This window comes from Ligilactobacillus cholophilus (genome assembly GCF_030389495.1).
In the GTDB taxonomy this organism is placed as follows: Bacteria; Bacillota; Bacilli; order Lactobacillales; family Lactobacillaceae; genus Ligilactobacillus; species Ligilactobacillus cholophilus.
Map to the genome: position 1 here is coordinate 1,255,175 of NZ_CP127832.1, position 13,835 is coordinate 1,269,009.

Annotated in this window: 16 protein-coding genes; 6 read left to right on the forward strand and 10 right to left on the reverse strand. The window is 31.6% G+C overall.

Annotated features, from left to right (window positions below; translation table 11 throughout):
• The first annotated feature begins 105 nt into the window (after window positions 1–105).
• On the forward strand, window positions 106–1,626 hold the full coding sequence (locus tag QPK35_RS06535) for an MFS transporter (protein WP_290033148.1): 1,521 nt from the start codon (window positions 106–108) through the stop codon (window positions 1,624–1,626).
• 42 nt (window positions 1,627–1,668) lie between these two features.
• Here QPK35_RS06535 and QPK35_RS06540 read toward each other — a convergent pair whose 3' ends face one another.
• Together QPK35_RS06540 and QPK35_RS06545 are read right to left on the reverse strand one after the other, a co-directional pair.
• Window positions 1,669–2,025, reverse strand: coding sequence for an iron-sulfur cluster biosynthesis family protein (locus QPK35_RS06540; RefSeq protein ID WP_290033149.1), 357 nt, complete (start codon window positions 2,023–2,025; stop codon window positions 1,669–1,671).
• Between the two features lie 117 nt (window positions 2,026–2,142).
• On the reverse strand, window positions 2,143–3,150 hold the full coding sequence (locus tag QPK35_RS06545) for a D-2-hydroxyacid dehydrogenase (protein ID WP_290033150.1): 1,008 nt from the start codon (window positions 3,148–3,150) through the stop codon (window positions 2,143–2,145).
• A 170-nt stretch (window positions 3,151–3,320) separates the two neighbouring features.
• Here QPK35_RS06545 and QPK35_RS06550 point away from each other — a divergent pair, with 170 nt between their 5' ends.
• Window positions 3,321–4,112, forward strand: a complete 792-nt coding sequence (locus QPK35_RS06550) for a sulfite exporter TauE/SafE family protein (protein ID WP_290033151.1) — start codon at window positions 3,321–3,323, stop codon at window positions 4,110–4,112.
• 14 nt (window positions 4,113–4,126) lie between these two features.
• Window positions 4,127–4,471 carry a DsrE family protein gene (locus QPK35_RS06555; protein ID WP_290033152.1) on the forward strand — a complete coding sequence of 115 codons (345 nt, stop codon included), beginning with the start codon at window positions 4,127–4,129 and terminating at the stop codon, window positions 4,469–4,471.
• 29 nt (window positions 4,472–4,500) lie between these two features.
• On the opposite strand, the gene QPK35_RS06560 is transcribed toward QPK35_RS06555, so the two are convergent.
• The 6 genes from QPK35_RS06560 to QPK35_RS06585 all read right to left on the reverse strand — a co-directional run bounded on the left by QPK35_RS06560 (window position 4,501) and on the right by QPK35_RS06585 (window position 9,795).
• Window positions 4,501–5,877 (reverse strand): DHA2 family efflux MFS transporter permease subunit, encoded by a 1,377-nt coding sequence (locus QPK35_RS06560; protein ID WP_290033153.1) that lies wholly within the window; start codon window positions 5,875–5,877, stop codon window positions 4,501–4,503.
• A gap of 157 nt (window positions 5,878–6,034) precedes the next feature.
• Complete coding sequence (locus tag QPK35_RS06565; RefSeq protein ID WP_290033154.1) at window positions 6,035–6,754, reverse strand: hypothetical protein; 720 nt, start codon at window positions 6,752–6,754, stop codon at window positions 6,035–6,037.
• Window positions 6,755–6,866: 112 nt separating this feature from the next.
• Window positions 6,867–7,442 (reverse strand): DJ-1 family glyoxalase III, encoded by a 576-nt coding sequence (locus QPK35_RS06570; RefSeq protein ID WP_290033155.1) that lies wholly within the window; start codon window positions 7,440–7,442, stop codon window positions 6,867–6,869.
• A gap of 45 nt (window positions 7,443–7,487) precedes the next feature.
• A complete protein-coding gene (locus tag QPK35_RS06575; RefSeq protein WP_290033156.1) occupies window positions 7,488–7,967 on the reverse strand; it encodes a DUF805 domain-containing protein in 480 nt (159 codons plus the stop codon).
• 16 nt (window positions 7,968–7,983) lie between these two features.
• Window positions 7,984–8,433, reverse strand: coding sequence for a DUF805 domain-containing protein (locus QPK35_RS06580; protein ID WP_290033157.1), 450 nt, complete (start codon window positions 8,431–8,433; stop codon window positions 7,984–7,986).
• Window positions 8,434–9,795 carry an MATE family efflux transporter gene (locus tag QPK35_RS06585; protein WP_290033158.1) on the reverse strand — a complete coding sequence of 454 codons (1,362 nt, stop codon included), beginning with the start codon at window positions 9,793–9,795 and terminating at the stop codon, window positions 8,434–8,436.
• A gap of 88 nt (window positions 9,796–9,883) precedes the next feature.
• Here QPK35_RS06585 and QPK35_RS06590 point away from each other — a divergent pair, with 88 nt between their 5' ends.
• Together QPK35_RS06590 and greA are read left to right on the forward strand one after the other, a co-directional pair.
• Window positions 9,884–10,267, forward strand: coding sequence for a type II toxin-antitoxin system RelE/ParE family toxin (locus QPK35_RS06590; protein ID WP_290033160.1), 384 nt, complete (start codon window positions 9,884–9,886; stop codon window positions 10,265–10,267).
• On the forward strand, window positions 10,260–10,730 hold the full coding sequence (gene greA, locus QPK35_RS06595) for a transcription elongation factor GreA (protein ID WP_290033161.1): 471 nt from the start codon (window positions 10,260–10,262) through the stop codon (window positions 10,728–10,730). The genes QPK35_RS06590 and greA overlap by 8 nt, the downstream gene beginning before the upstream one ends.
• A 39-nt stretch (window positions 10,731–10,769) precedes the next feature.
• Here greA and QPK35_RS06600 read toward each other — a convergent pair whose 3' ends face one another.
• On the reverse strand, window positions 10,770–12,665 hold the full coding sequence (locus QPK35_RS06600; RefSeq protein WP_290033162.1) for a heavy metal translocating P-type ATPase: 1,896 nt from the start codon (window positions 12,663–12,665) through the stop codon (window positions 10,770–10,772).
• Window positions 12,666–12,825: 160 nt separating this feature from the next.
• On the opposite strand from QPK35_RS06600, the gene QPK35_RS06605 reads away from it, so the two are divergent.
• A complete protein-coding gene (locus tag QPK35_RS06605) occupies window positions 12,826–13,137 on the forward strand; it encodes an ArsR/SmtB family transcription factor (RefSeq protein ID WP_290033163.1) in 312 nt (103 codons plus the stop codon).
• 41 nt (window positions 13,138–13,178) lie between these two features.
• Here the strand turns inward: QPK35_RS06605 and QPK35_RS06610 are convergent, their stop codons facing one another.
• A complete protein-coding gene (locus tag QPK35_RS06610) occupies window positions 13,179–13,727 on the reverse strand; it encodes a TetR/AcrR family transcriptional regulator (RefSeq protein WP_290033164.1) in 549 nt (182 codons plus the stop codon).
• Between the last annotated feature and the right edge of the window lie 108 nt (window positions 13,728–13,835).

The window sequence follows — 13,835 nt, forward strand, 5'->3', positions numbered from 1 at the left end:
GAGTTCGCTTTTCTGTATATAAAATTATCTACGCAGTGAAAAAAATCAAACTGAGTGCTAAACTAAATTAGTCAGAATAATAAAATAATAGAGAGTAGGTTCGATATGCAAAATGCATCCAAAAAAACGAGTTGGTTAGTATTAATTGCAATTGGAATGGGAGTATTAATGGCTATGCTTGATGTGACAATTGTTAATGTTGCATTACCAACTATTCAACGTGAATTCCACACAAACTATATTACTACTCAATGGGTTGTCAATGCATACACTTCAACATATGCTATTTCAATCTTATTGATTAGTAAATTAGGTGATATGTATGGTAAAAAACTTTTCTTTATCCTTTCGCTTTTAATCTTTACAACTGGTTCACTTTTATGTTCAATCGCCCCTAATAGTCTTATTTTAAATATTTCCCGGGGAATTGAAGGAGTTGGCGGTGCTGGCATTTTAGGATTATCAATGGCATTAATTGGTGATAACTATGAAGGAGCACAAAGAGCTTTTATTTTAGGAATTTGGGGAAGTATCGTTGGTTTTGGAACTTCGATTGGCCCGCTTGTTGGAGGAGTTTTAGTACAATATTTTAATTGGCGTTCCATTTTCCTCATTAATATCCCTATTGGAATTTTAGCAATTTTAATTGGAATTAAATTCATTACTGAAAAACACTATGAAGTAGACCATCATATAGATATTTTAGGGATGATTTTAAGTACAAGTATGGTTTTCTGTTTAGTTTTTGGTTTATTAAATAAAGAAAATAATATTAATGCAAGTTGGTTAACACCTAATATTTGTGGATGGATAATTAGTAGAATTATTTTGTTGATTATTTTTATTTTATGGGAAAAACATTACGACCATCCAATGATGAACCTTGACTTATTTAAAAATTCTTCTTTTGTAGGTTCATGCATTGCCGCTTTCACAATAACATTAGGCCTTTTCTCATTCTTTACATATTTGACTATCTTAATGCAGGACTATATGCAGTATTCACCTTTAGAAGTTGGATTACAACGTTTACTAATTAGTGCTTTTCCACTCTTTTTAGGCGCATTTGTAGGATTCTTAGTTGGAAAAATTGGAAGTCGAATTGTCACAACTGGATCATTATTACTTGAAGCATTGGGGGTGTTGTCTATGAACTTAATGCTTGGATATCATTTAAATTGGACTTTCCTGATCCCTGCATTTATTTTTATGGGATTAGGTAACGCTGGTATTAATCCAGCAATTTCAAATGCTGCACTTCTAAATGTAGAACCACAAAATATGGGAATGGCTTCTGGAATTAATAGTGTTTGTCGTCAATTTGGAAATTGCTTAGGAATCGTTGTTTTAGGCTTAATTGTTGGTGATGGTTATCATCATAGTATATTAAAACATTTAGGTAACACCGATATTAGCCAAGCAATTATTCAAGCAGGTCCTTTTTCAGGAATGGAAATGGCTAAAAAATTTCATAATATCCCCGGAATTACCACTATTATTCGTCATGCTTATTATGATGGAATTCATGAATTATTATGGATCTCACTAATTCTTTTCATTGTTTCTAGTATTCTTTGTTGGTTCTTGATTAAAAAAGCACCACAAACAGATATAAAAAAATCATAATTTTCCAAAATAAAAACCTGAGATAATAAATCTCAGGCTTTTTTATTTTCTTAAATCAATCACATTTAAAGCAGGTGTCAATTCACCACGATAAATTCCCGTCATAGTTAATTGCCCATTTGGTTTCACATCAATTTTCATTTTTTCATCCATAAATGTTTTTGAATATGCTTTATAATACATTGGGCCTAATTCTGTTTGGATTTTAGCATTATATTCATGATAATCACTATCTTTATTTACAATTAATAATCTAAATTCTTGGTTTAATGTACATGAAATTGCTTCTTCTGGACGATAGCCAACGCCATCATCAAAATCTAAAAGCACTACAGCATTTGAATCATCAAAATACTTTGCTAAACGATCTTGAGCACTAGCGGTAATTGTTAATTCCATATTATCTTGCCCCTTTCACCTATATTTTATCCTAACTTATTGTGCACAACAAGCAGTTTGATTGTATAAAAAAAGCTATGACATCAAAGTCATAGCCCTTCAATTTCATGATTTATTTTAGTATTTTGATAAATCAACTGGTGTCTTAGGATCTTTACCTTCAATCATCAATAAGTTGTTATCAAAGGCTTGTGTTACCATTTCACGTACAGCATGTGTTGTGTAGAAAGCTGTATGTGGTGTTACTAACACATTGTCACGGTGAATTAAATCATCTAAACGTGCATCTGGAACACCTTTTCTATCCCAATTTGCATTGAAGATACCTACTTCATCTTCATAAGTATCTAATACTGCACCATAAACTTTACCACTATCTAAGCCACGTAATAAAGCATCTGTATCGATTAAATCACCACGTGAAACGTTCATAATAACAACATCGTCTTTCATTTTTGCGATTGAGTCGTCATTAATCATGTGAATGTTTTCAGGTAATGATGGTACATGTAATGAAATTACATCTGCTTGAGCATACAATTCATCTAATGAATCAACATAGTAGCCCTTCTTTTCAACTTCATCATTATGGAATTTATCATAAGCAACAATCTTAGCACCGAATGCTTCAACTAATTCCATAAATACACGACCAATATGTCCTGTACCAATGATACCAAATGTTTGGTCACGAACTTCACGACCAATTGTAGGAGCCCAACGCATATCACCACGAGCCATTTTATCGTCCATACGTTTGTCTTGACGTAAAATACGTGCAGCTTGAACAATAGCATGTTCAGCAATAGCATTTGGTGAATATACTGGAACGTTTGTTAAAGTAAAGCCTAATTCCTTAGCTCTCTTTAAATCAATGTTATCAATTCCAATATTTCTTAATGACCATTTATCAATACCTGCATTGTGTAAAGCTTCAACTGTATCAGCTTTATATGGTAATTGTTGGTATGTAACAACTCCATCTGCACCCTTTGCTAAATCAGCATTTTCAGGTGTTAATAATGCATCTGTATATTCAACTTCAATTTCTGGATGAGCTTCTTTCCATTCTTCAACATATGGAGCTTCATCTTTACGGATACTATATGCAAAAATCTTTGGCATAATAACCCCTCCAATAATTTGTTTTACAGTCTTAATTATACACTGTTCAAAATCATTTACGCAAAAAAAGCAACAATTATATAAATTTTTTTAATCTTATTTCGCTATAAGCAGATTTCTAGACTTTTGTTTAGATAAACAGATATATTTAATTTTAGGAGGTTTGTGACATGGGGAAACTAATTATCTATGCTTTAATTGTTTTTATTGCTACCGCATCAGGTTCTTCAACTGGCTTAGGTGGTGGCGTTGTCATTAAGCCATTATTTGATATTGTAAGTAGTGCACCTACAGCCACTATTAACTTTTATTCATCACTTGCCGTTTTTATCATGGCAATCGTCTCACTGATAAAACAATTAAAGCAAAAATTTAAATTTAATTTCAAATCACTTTTAACAATCTCATTTGGAGCAATCATTGGAGGATTTATTGGTCAAAAACTACTTACCTTTGTTGTTCATTCAATGGCAGCAAATCACGTTAAAGTTCTTCAATCTGCAATGTTATTCGTTATGTTAGTAACTGTACTAATTTATAGTTTTATCAAAAATAAATTGATTAGTTTTCATCTAACAAATATTTTACTGATCTTCATTGTGGGAGTTGGATTAGGAACGTTTTCTGTCTTCTTAGGTATTGGTGGTGGTCCAATCAATGTTGCTTTAACAATGCTACTTTTCTCATTTTCTTTGCGCGAAGCTGCAGTTTATTCTGTAGGAATTATTTTCTTTGCTCAGCTTACTAAAATGGTCACAATTACTTTTAGTGCCGTTAAACCATCAATAAACCTTATGGTAATGATTGCAGTAATAATAGCAGCAATCATTGGTGGATTTGTAGGAACATGGATTAATCGGCATGCATCTTGTAAATTATTAGATGGTATTTATAACATCTTATTATCAGCATTGGTATGTGTTACCTTATTTAACACTTTACACTATGCTGGAATTATTTAGAAAGAGGGATTATTTTGAAAATATTACTTCATATTGATCAAACTGAACGGTGGAATGCTGTTCTAAGTAATTTAAAGAACATGATAAATGCAAAAAAGACTCATCCTGATTTAAAAGTTGAAGTTGTTGTCACTGGTGATGCAATCCAAAATTTAATATTAAACAAAGCCGAAATTGAATTTTGTGAAAATTTAAAAAAAGCAACTGACGCAGATTTTGATATTATGGGTTGTCACAATTCTATGAATCGTTTTAATTTAGCTGAAAAAGATATCTTTTCATTCGTAAAAATTGTTCCTGCAGGCTTACTTGAAATTGCTGAAAAGGAAAATGCTGGTTGGGCATATGTTAAACCTTAAAAAAATAACAAGAGGCATCTAACCTCTTGTTATTTTTTACTTTTATTCACATATAAATATCGCATAAATAATATTAGTAAAGCTACACTGAAGAATAATGTAAGCCACATTGATAACTGCATTCCTGTTACAAGTGATTGTGGAATCTCACTAACTACAATTAACAATGTAACTGAAACAGATCCCCAAATTTGACGTAGAGCATTATTTAATGCTGTTGCGTGACTTATTTCCTGTGGCGCTAAGTCTTTAAATACTTCAGTCATTACTGGAGAAAAGACTAGTGCAACCCCAATCATTTGAACTGTATAGGCAACTACCATCACACTTATTGGCATTGACGCTTGAATTAATGCAAATGGAAGAGTTCCAATGATCATAAAAAAAGCACCGCCAATAACAAGATATTTAGGACCATATTCATCATATAATCTTCCAACAAACGCCGCAGTAAATGCATTTAATGCCGCTCCAGGTAATAAAACTAACCCTGCTTGCATACTTGTTAAGTCTGAAACATCTTGCACAAAAATTGAAATCATTTGTTCAGTTCCAAAAAGAACCATTGAAACTAAAATTGCCACTAATGTCATTAATCTAAAAGATTGAACTTTAAAAATCGAAACTTTTAACATTGGATGTTTTAATTTCAATTGACGTTTAACAAAAAAGTAAATCAAGACTAATCCTACAAATAACATAAGTAATCCTAATTTTAAATTTTGTTGCATCAAAGTCAAACTAGCTAATGCTAATGCAGAACCTGTTAATGAAATAAAAACAGATATAAAATCAATTTTTATATTTCTTGGTTGAGAAAAGTTAGGAAAAACTACAACTCCAATTAACAATATTACAACCATAATAGGTAATACAAGGATAAATAAATAACGCCATCCTAGCCAACTTAAAATAAATCCAGCTAATGTTGGGCCTACAGCAGGGCCAAAATCAACAATTAAACTGGAAATTCCCATTATTGTTCCACGTTTTTCTGGAGGATAGATTGTTATCATTACTGTCATTTGAAATGAAATCAAAATTCCACTCGCAACAGCCTGTATTAGCCTTGCAAGTAACAGCATCCAAAAATTTGAAGCTACACAGCCACATACTGTTCCCATAATAAATAAACTAATTGTTCCTAAAAAAACCTGTCGATTAGTAAATCGTTCATATAGATTTGATGATAAAGGTGTTACAATTCCAATTAATAAAGTATACCCAGTAGTAAGCCATTGAACCATTGTCATTGTTTGACTCATATCATCTTGAATTACGGGTAAAGCAGTAACCATCATCGTCTGGCTCATTAAACAAATAAAATTAGAAATTAACAATATTGCTGAAACAATCAATCGTTTTCTTGAATCGATTGTACTTGTAATATTTTTTTCTGAATTCACAATATCCTCCTTCCACCAATAAATTATTTTAATTAAATATATATATTATATAAGTGATTTTAATCATAATTTATAAAAAATACCGTTTAACTATACACTATTTACTTTAAAACGTAAAGAAAGACTGTGATATCTTTATCACAATCTTTCTCTTTAATTAATTCATATTAACAGCTTTTTGAATTACATTTTCAGGACTATTACCTGTTACTGTATAAACTTTGTTATTTTTTTGCCATGTTAATTGATAATTTCCGGTAGCAATATCAAATGTTCCTGTTCCTCGATTTTGAGGTGCTGGTAGATATGTGCTTTGTAAAGTATTAACAATTTTTTGTGCTGTTGGAATTGGGTTTTGGCCTTCTACGTTTGAAGAACGCACTGTAAATGACCAATTACCTTCATTCCAGTGTAAATACTGTTGCCCAGCTCCTGAATCAATAGTTCCGGTGATTCCATATCCTAAATTAACGGTTGGTAAACCTTGAGTTGATTGACTTGTCCGATAACCTTGATTAGTGATATAACTAACAGCTTGTTCATTAGTACTAAAATCTTGTGTACTTGTTCCATCAGTAGCAACATTATTACTATTGCTGTTTTCTGAATCAGCATTGGCAACAATTGATGAATCTTGCTTAGTTTGTTGTGCGTCTCCATTTTTATTATCAGCCACACTCGTTACACTACTTGAGGCTGTCTTTACTTGACTGCTTTCCGAACTTGATGTCTTTGACTTATGTTGCTTTTTAACCTGCTCTGTTTTTGCATGTGAAGCTTCTTTTTTATTTTGATTTTGATTGTTTGAATTACCACAACCTGCAAGCATCAAGGCCAAAATAGCAATTAAAGATAAACTTGTTCTACTTTTTTTCATTACAATCACCTCTTTTTAATTATAACATTTATTTATTTTCTACTCTTTGATTATTAAAATATTTCAAAATAAAAAATCATTTCTGTGATAACACAGAAATGATTCAGAATTATTAATTAATATGTTTCTTTAAATATTCATATTGCATTGCATCCATTTGTGGTTGCGGATCAACTCCAAGGACAGAAGCAATTTTAAATGCATATGCCATTGCTGTTGCTGGACCTCTACTTGTTATAATTTTCTTTTGATGATCAACAACCACAATATCATCTAAGCGAGTTGCACCTTTAATATCGTTTTCAAATTCAGTTTGAACTCCAGGGAAACATGTATATTGTGCATTATCTAATAATCCAAATCTTGCTAATGCGATTGGACCTGCACACATTGCCGCATTCCATTTCCCTTGAGCATGACGTTTTTGAATCAATTTCATTAATTCATCACTATCACGTAAATTTGCGGCACCCTCTGAACCACCAGGGAAAATTACAATATCGTAATCAAGTAAATCTTCACTCATTACCTTATCACATTTCAATTGAATAGAATGTGCTCCCATTACATCAATATCATAAAGTCCAACCATTTCAACATTAACACCTAGACGACGCAAAGTATCAACAGGCGTTAGTGCTTCAATTTCTTCGCATCCTGGAGCAATCATTACAGCTGCACGTTTCATTGTCTAATCCCCTTTCACTATTTGTTTCTATTATAGCTCACTTGTCTATTTAGCACGAAAAATCGCATTAGAATGATCCCGTGCAAGTTCATCTGATCCTTTTGAACAAATAATACCTTGAATGACAAATAAAATTATTTCAATAACATCAAAAATTAAATTCGATTCACCCAAAAGCAAAACTGCTCCAATAATTACTAGCCAAACTAAGGCAGGAACCATTTTAATACCCACATCATTCATTCTACGTACAAATAATGCTAAACTAGCAACTAAAATCCAGCACATAATGATAATGATAATTATAGAACCAATTGTTCCAATAATATTAATTCCAGAAACAATCATCGATTGATAAAATCCTATAAAAATCGTATATTGAGCAACTAATCCAAGTAACATAGATAGTTGTCCCCACCAATATCCGCTTGAACTTGAGCGACCATTAAAATTAAATAATCCTTTCCAATAATGGCTAAAAGCATCCGTAAAAGATGTTTTTCCTTGCTCATTAATTTTTTTCATCAGAAGTCTTCTCTCTTTATTTAATTGCGCCAGTTGGTATGCATAAAAGTATAATCATAAAGAAATGACATGCAATTGTTGCTACATAAATTAAAGGAAGTGGGAAGAATAAACATAAAACAGAAATTGCAAATGTTAATACAACTAAAATTGTAATTAGTAATGTCTTCATTCCTGCATCACGTAAACGGCGAAAAGCTAAAGCAAATAATGGAATCAACATTACTAAGAAAATTCCGTAAAGGAATGTACTAAAAATAATTCCACTAACACCACCTGCATAGCTATAATTTAATTTTCCAAAAATGAGAAAATCAAGTATAACAACAGCTAAAAATTCAACTAAACCAATCCAGAAACCTTTTCTAGTAGTTTTTCCGTTAAAACTAATAAATCCCTTCCAAAAGTCTAATAAAATATCTTTTACAGAAGTTGTCTTATTTTCATTAATTTGTTTGATTTTCATCTAATCAATTCCTTTCTGTTCTGCTTCAAACTCCGCTTGCTTAATCCATTTACGAAATTCTCCTTGATATAATGCAAATCCAATTGCAAAAGTAATAACATCAGCTACTGGTTGAGCCCAAACAACACCATGAAGTCCAAATAAATGTGCACATACAAGCATTGCAATAAAATAAATTACTCCTTGACGAGATAATGCCATTATAAAAGCACTCCATGCCTTACCTGCAGATTGAAAAACTGTTGTAAAAACTAAAATAGCTCCAATAAATGGAGTAGTACTCAAACATGCACGTGTCATATAAGCCCCAATTGTTATTATCTCAGGTTTATCCATAAAGAATTTAACTAATAGTGGTGCAAATATCATTAAAATTATTGATAACACAACTGAATAAACAATTTCAATCAATAAATCGAAATGTAATGCTTCCTTAAAACGTTTTGCCTTCCGTGCACCATAATTATACCCAATTAAAGGTTGTGCTCCAAATGCAAAACCTACCATTACTAACATTACAATCAAGTATATTTTTTGAGTAATTCCCATTGCCGCCACTTGTGTAGCACCATATTTGGCTAAGAAATTATTTAGTAATGCCATTCCAAAACTTTGCATTAAATTAGTTACTGATCCTGGAATTCCAATGGCAAGAATCTCCTTAAAATCTTTAAATGAGATATGGGCTTCTTTAATATCCATAGTAATATATTTACAATCACGATGTGTGTAATATATTAAAAAGCCAAATTCTAAAGCATAACCAAGGATATTAGCTAATGCAACTCCAGCAGCTCCCCATTTAAAAATAAATAAAAAGATTGGGTCTAATATCAATGCCAATGCCGTACCAAAAACAATTGCTTGCATGCTTTGTTTAGCTAAGCCTTCTGTTCGAATTAGATTTGATGGTGCTAATTCAGCAATTATTAATGGAGCACCTATAACGAAGACACGATAAAATGCAGCTGCGTATGAATAAGTTGCATCTGTAGCTCCTAAAAGATGAAGAATTGGTTTTTCAAAAACTAATAATAAGATAGCAACCACTGCGCCTAAAATTAACGAATAATAGAAGCAAACTGCACTAATTCTGCGACTTAATTCATAATTTTTTTGTCCAAATAGTCTTGAAATTATCGAACTTCCACCTAAACCAAAAATATCACCTAAAGCCATCATAAACATAAACATAGGCGTACAAACTGTAATTCCTGCTACTAAATTAGTATTTCCTGTTTGAGCTACAAAAAAAGTATCTGCCAAACTAAAGATCATACTTGCAAGCATTCCCATAACCACGGGTAATGAAATTTTAAAATACACTTTTTTTATTGGTGCTTTTTCAAATAACTCGTTCATCACATATCCTTTCTACTTATTTTTGTTTCCATGATATAATAATTACTATTATATCACGGCAAATTTATGATTTAGAGGAGATTTTAAAATGGCAATCTATCTTTATGAAGATAAACGTGGCAAAGTTTTATTTTTAGATTGGTATCATAAAATCAAAGAAAAGGACCCAAGTATTTATCGCAAGGTTAATGATATGCTTTCACAAATGGATGCACAAAGTCTTCCATTAACACGCCCTACTGTAAAACGTATGATTTTGCGGTTACCATATCGACATTTATACAAAATTCGTTTAGGAAAATATCGCTTGATGTTTATCGCTGAAGAAGGCGACTACTTTATCATGCATGCTTTTCGAAAAACAACTCAAAAGACACCGGATAAAGAAATTCATCAAGTTGATCGTGAAATTAAACAACATCACTATATTCCATTAAAAAGAAAAATGCTTGAGGAGAAAAACAATGCGTGATATATATTTTCAAAAAATGACACCAAACGGCTATCAACAAATTTTGGATGAAATTGAAGCTCTCAAAAAAGACCGTCCAGCTAAAATTAAACAACTTCAAGAAGCCCGTGCCCTAGGCGATTTATCAGAAAATGCTGAATATAGTGCAGCTAAACGCGATTTACGTCATTTAGAAAGTCGTTTACGTTATTTAAATAAGCAATTACAATATGCTGAAATTGTTAACCCTCAAGATGATAGTAAAGTTGATATTGGTACTACTGTCAAACTTCGTTTTGAAGATGATGACGATATTGAAACTTATCAAATAGTCGGTAAACATGAAGTCAATGTTGATGAACAAAAAATTTCATTTGACTCTCCTATTGGCCGCGCAATTATGAATAAATCAGCTGGTACTACTGTTACTGTTTCTGCACCAGCTTGCTCATATAAAGTTAAAATTATAGAAGTTAAAATATAATAAAAAAAAGAGTTATGAGTAATTCATAACTCTTTTTTATCATTCTAATGATAAGGTTGTTTTTTCATTGACTTTTTTTATTGGCTTTCTTAATAATCTTAATGAATTAATAACAGCAATTAATGTGATTCCAACATCAGCAAATACCGCTTCCCACATTGTTGTTAACCCCCATGCACCTAAAATAAGGAATAACACTTTCATGGTTAAAGAAATAGCAATATTTTGATATACAATTGTTTTAGTTTTACATGCAATTTTAATTAAATTTGGTAAAACAAGGGGATCATCATGAACTAATACTACATCTGCTGCTTCAACAGCTGCATCAGAACCTAAAGCCCCCATTGCTACACCTACATCCGCACTTGCTAAACTTGGAGTATCATTAAGACCATCTCCAACGAAAACTAATTTTTCATCTGGATGCGTTTGTTGAAAATCGCTAATTGCTTTAACTTTATCTTGTGGCATTAAATCAGCCTTCACTTCATTAATACCTATTTTTTTAGCAATCTTCTCACTAATTTTTTTACTATCTCCTGTAAGCATTACAATGTCATCTATTCCTAATTCATATAATCCTTCTACTGCTTGTTTAGAAGTTTTCTTAATGGTATCAGCAACTTCAATAAATCCTAAAAAGCGACCATCTACTGCAACATTAACAACAGTCCCATCTTTACAACATTTTTTGAAATTCTTAACATGATATTTTTTCATCATTTTAGCATTGCCAACCATAACTTCATTCCCATTAATATCAGCTTTAATTCCTAGTCCTGCAACCTCTTTTACACATTTTACTTTGCTATTTAAATGTCCTGGATAACAATTAACAATTGCTTGAGCAATTGGATGTGGTGAATGTTGTTCTACTAATGCTGCTAAATGAAGGATTTTTTCTTCAGAAAATCCTTCTTGTGGTTCAATTTGTACTACTGAAAATTTACCACGTGTTAAAGTTCCAGTTTTATCAAACATTGCTCCCTTTATTTGTGTAAGTGCTTCTAAATAATTGCTTCCTTTTACTAAAGCACCAATTCTGGATGCTGCACCAATCCCACTAAAATAACTTAACGGAACTGAAATCACTAGAGCACACGGACATGAAATCACTAAGAAAATCAATGCTCGGGAAATCCATTGATGAAATCCTTGATGTAATACTATTGGCGGAATAACTGCTAAAAGTAATGCTGCTAAAACTACTATTGGTGTATAAATACGACTGAATTTAGTAATAAAATTTTCAGTTTTGGCTTTACGACTAGCTGCGTTTTCGACTAAATTTAAAATTTTAGCTACAGTAGAATCACCATAAGTATGTGTTACTATAATTTTTAGTACACTATCTTCAACAATCATTCCACTTAATAATTGATCACCTTTAACTAAATGACGCGGAACAGATTCACCAGTCAATGCTGCCGTATCAACATCAGCTTCACCAGAAACAATTGTCCCATCAACCGGAACCTTATCACCCGGTTTAATTATCAAAATATCATTTAACTTAACATCTTCAGATAAAATTTCTTCTTCATGGCCATCTTTTAACCGAATTGTTTTTTCAGGACGATTGTCTAGTAAGTCAGTCACTGAACTCTGAGATGACTTAATTGCCTGATCCTGAAAGAATTCTCCGATTTCATAAAGTAAAATTACCATAACCGCTTCGGGAAACTGTTTCATTAACATTGCTCCTAAAGTAGCTATCATCATCAAAAAATTCTCATCAAATAAATCCCCATGAAATAAGTTACTAATCGCTTCCTTCAATACTGGAAATCCAACAATTAAATATGCAATAATATAAATTCCAATTTGAATAAGAGAGTAAGGCGTTAGACTAGCAATTACTGTCAATACTGCACTTGCAATGATTTGAATAATCGCTAGATACTCATCCCTAGTTAATTTTTTCAATTTCATAAATTGCCCTCCTCAACGATATATGAATATATGCTCATATATTTATTTACCTATATTTTAGTTTAACTGACCTAAAAAAGCAAGCTAGTTTTTATTTGCGAAAACATTTTGAGTGTCGTAAAATATTCACGAACTATTTCTAAGAAAGTGGACGACAAAAATGGCGGAAAGATCAAAATTAATTCTCCCTACACCTAGTGAAACTGACCAAAGCGTCCAAATTTTTAAGGCATTTGGTGACCAGACACGCTATCGTATTTTATTTTTATTATTTGAACATAAACTATCGGTTAATGAAATTGCTAATTTAATTGGAATTTCACAATCAGCTGTCTCACATCAATTAAAAATTTTACGCCAAACTAACTTAGTAATTGGTAAGCGTGAAGGACAAAGTATCATTTATGAATTAGCTGACCGACATATCATTAATATTTTTAAACAAGTAAAAGAACATATTGCTGAAGATTAATTTCATAAAAAGAGCCATAGTCTAAAACTATGGCCTTTTTATTAATCATTCTTTTTATTATTTCTATCTAAATGTTCTTTAACTATGCTAATTAATTCTGCAATGTCTTGAGCAATTTTCTGTTTATCTTCTTTTAACTCTCCATTTACATATGCTTCAAAAACCCCACTGATTCCAGCTGCTGCAAAATTCATAAATGTTGGATCATTATCTTTACCATAACGTTCTTCAAAACGATGCAACATATATAGTTGAATTTTTTTACGTACTTGTACTGAACCACGATCGTTATAAATTTTTTTGAAAATATCATTATGTCTGTCATAGAAATCTAATGCTTCTTTATAGAAGTCAGCTGGTGTTGCATTTGGCATTAGTCGAATTTGATTTCGAAATGCATCAATCCGATCTTCAATTACTACATCTAATAATTGATATTTATCTTTAAAGTGAAGATAAAATGTTTTTCGTTCTATTTTTGACTTTTCACAAATCATTTTAACTGTAATTTTACTGAAATCCTCTTCATGTAACAATGCAATAAAATTTTGTTTTATTTTACTTACAGTCCTAATTATTCTTTTATCCATAATCTTCCCTCGTAAATTAATACTCACACGTGAATAAACTTCTTGCATTTAATTATAACACGGTTTATTATATTTAAACGTAAAAATAAACACAAGTGTAATAATTAT

Bases quoted from the DNA above. Each gene is read 5' to 3' on its own strand.
- QPK35_RS06535 (WP_290033148.1), top strand. From the start codon at position 106: ATGCAAAATGCATCCAAAAAAACGAGTTGGTTAGTATTAATTGCAATT.
- QPK35_RS06540 (WP_290033149.1), bottom strand. From the start codon at position 2,025: ATGGAATTAACAATTACCGCTAGTGCTCAAGATCGTTTAGCAAAGTAT.
- QPK35_RS06545 (WP_290033150.1), bottom strand. From the start codon at position 3,150: ATGCCAAAGATTTTTGCATATAGTATCCGTAAAGATGAAGCTCCATAT.
- QPK35_RS06550 (WP_290033151.1), top strand. From the start codon at position 3,321: ATGGGGAAACTAATTATCTATGCTTTAATTGTTTTTATTGCTACCGCA.
- QPK35_RS06565 (WP_290033154.1), bottom strand. From the start codon at position 6,754: ATGAAAAAAAGTAGAACAAGTTTATCTTTAATTGCTATTTTGGCCTTG.
- QPK35_RS06570 (WP_290033155.1), bottom strand. From the start codon at position 7,442: ATGAAACGTGCAGCTGTAATGATTGCTCCAGGATGCGAAGAAATTGAA.
- QPK35_RS06575 (WP_290033156.1), bottom strand. From the start codon at position 7,967: ATGAAAAAAATTAATGAGCAAGGAAAAACATCTTTTACGGATGCTTTT.
- QPK35_RS06580 (WP_290033157.1), bottom strand. From the start codon at position 8,433: ATGAAAATCAAACAAATTAATGAAAATAAGACAACTTCTGTAAAAGAT.
- QPK35_RS06585 (WP_290033158.1), bottom strand. From the start codon at position 9,795: ATGAACGAGTTATTTGAAAAAGCACCAATAAAAAAAGTGTATTTTAAA.
- QPK35_RS06590 (WP_290033160.1), top strand. From the start codon at position 9,884: ATGGCAATCTATCTTTATGAAGATAAACGTGGCAAAGTTTTATTTTTA.
- greA (WP_290033161.1), top strand. From the start codon at position 10,260: ATGCGTGATATATATTTTCAAAAAATGACACCAAACGGCTATCAACAA.
- QPK35_RS06600 (WP_290033162.1), bottom strand. From the start codon at position 12,665: ATGAAATTGAAAAAATTAACTAGGGATGAGTATCTAGCGATTATTCAA.
- QPK35_RS06605 (WP_290033163.1), top strand. From the start codon at position 12,826: ATGGCGGAAAGATCAAAATTAATTCTCCCTACACCTAGTGAAACTGAC.
- QPK35_RS06610 (WP_290033164.1), bottom strand. From the start codon at position 13,727: ATGGATAAAAGAATAATTAGGACTGTAAGTAAAATAAAACAAAATTTT.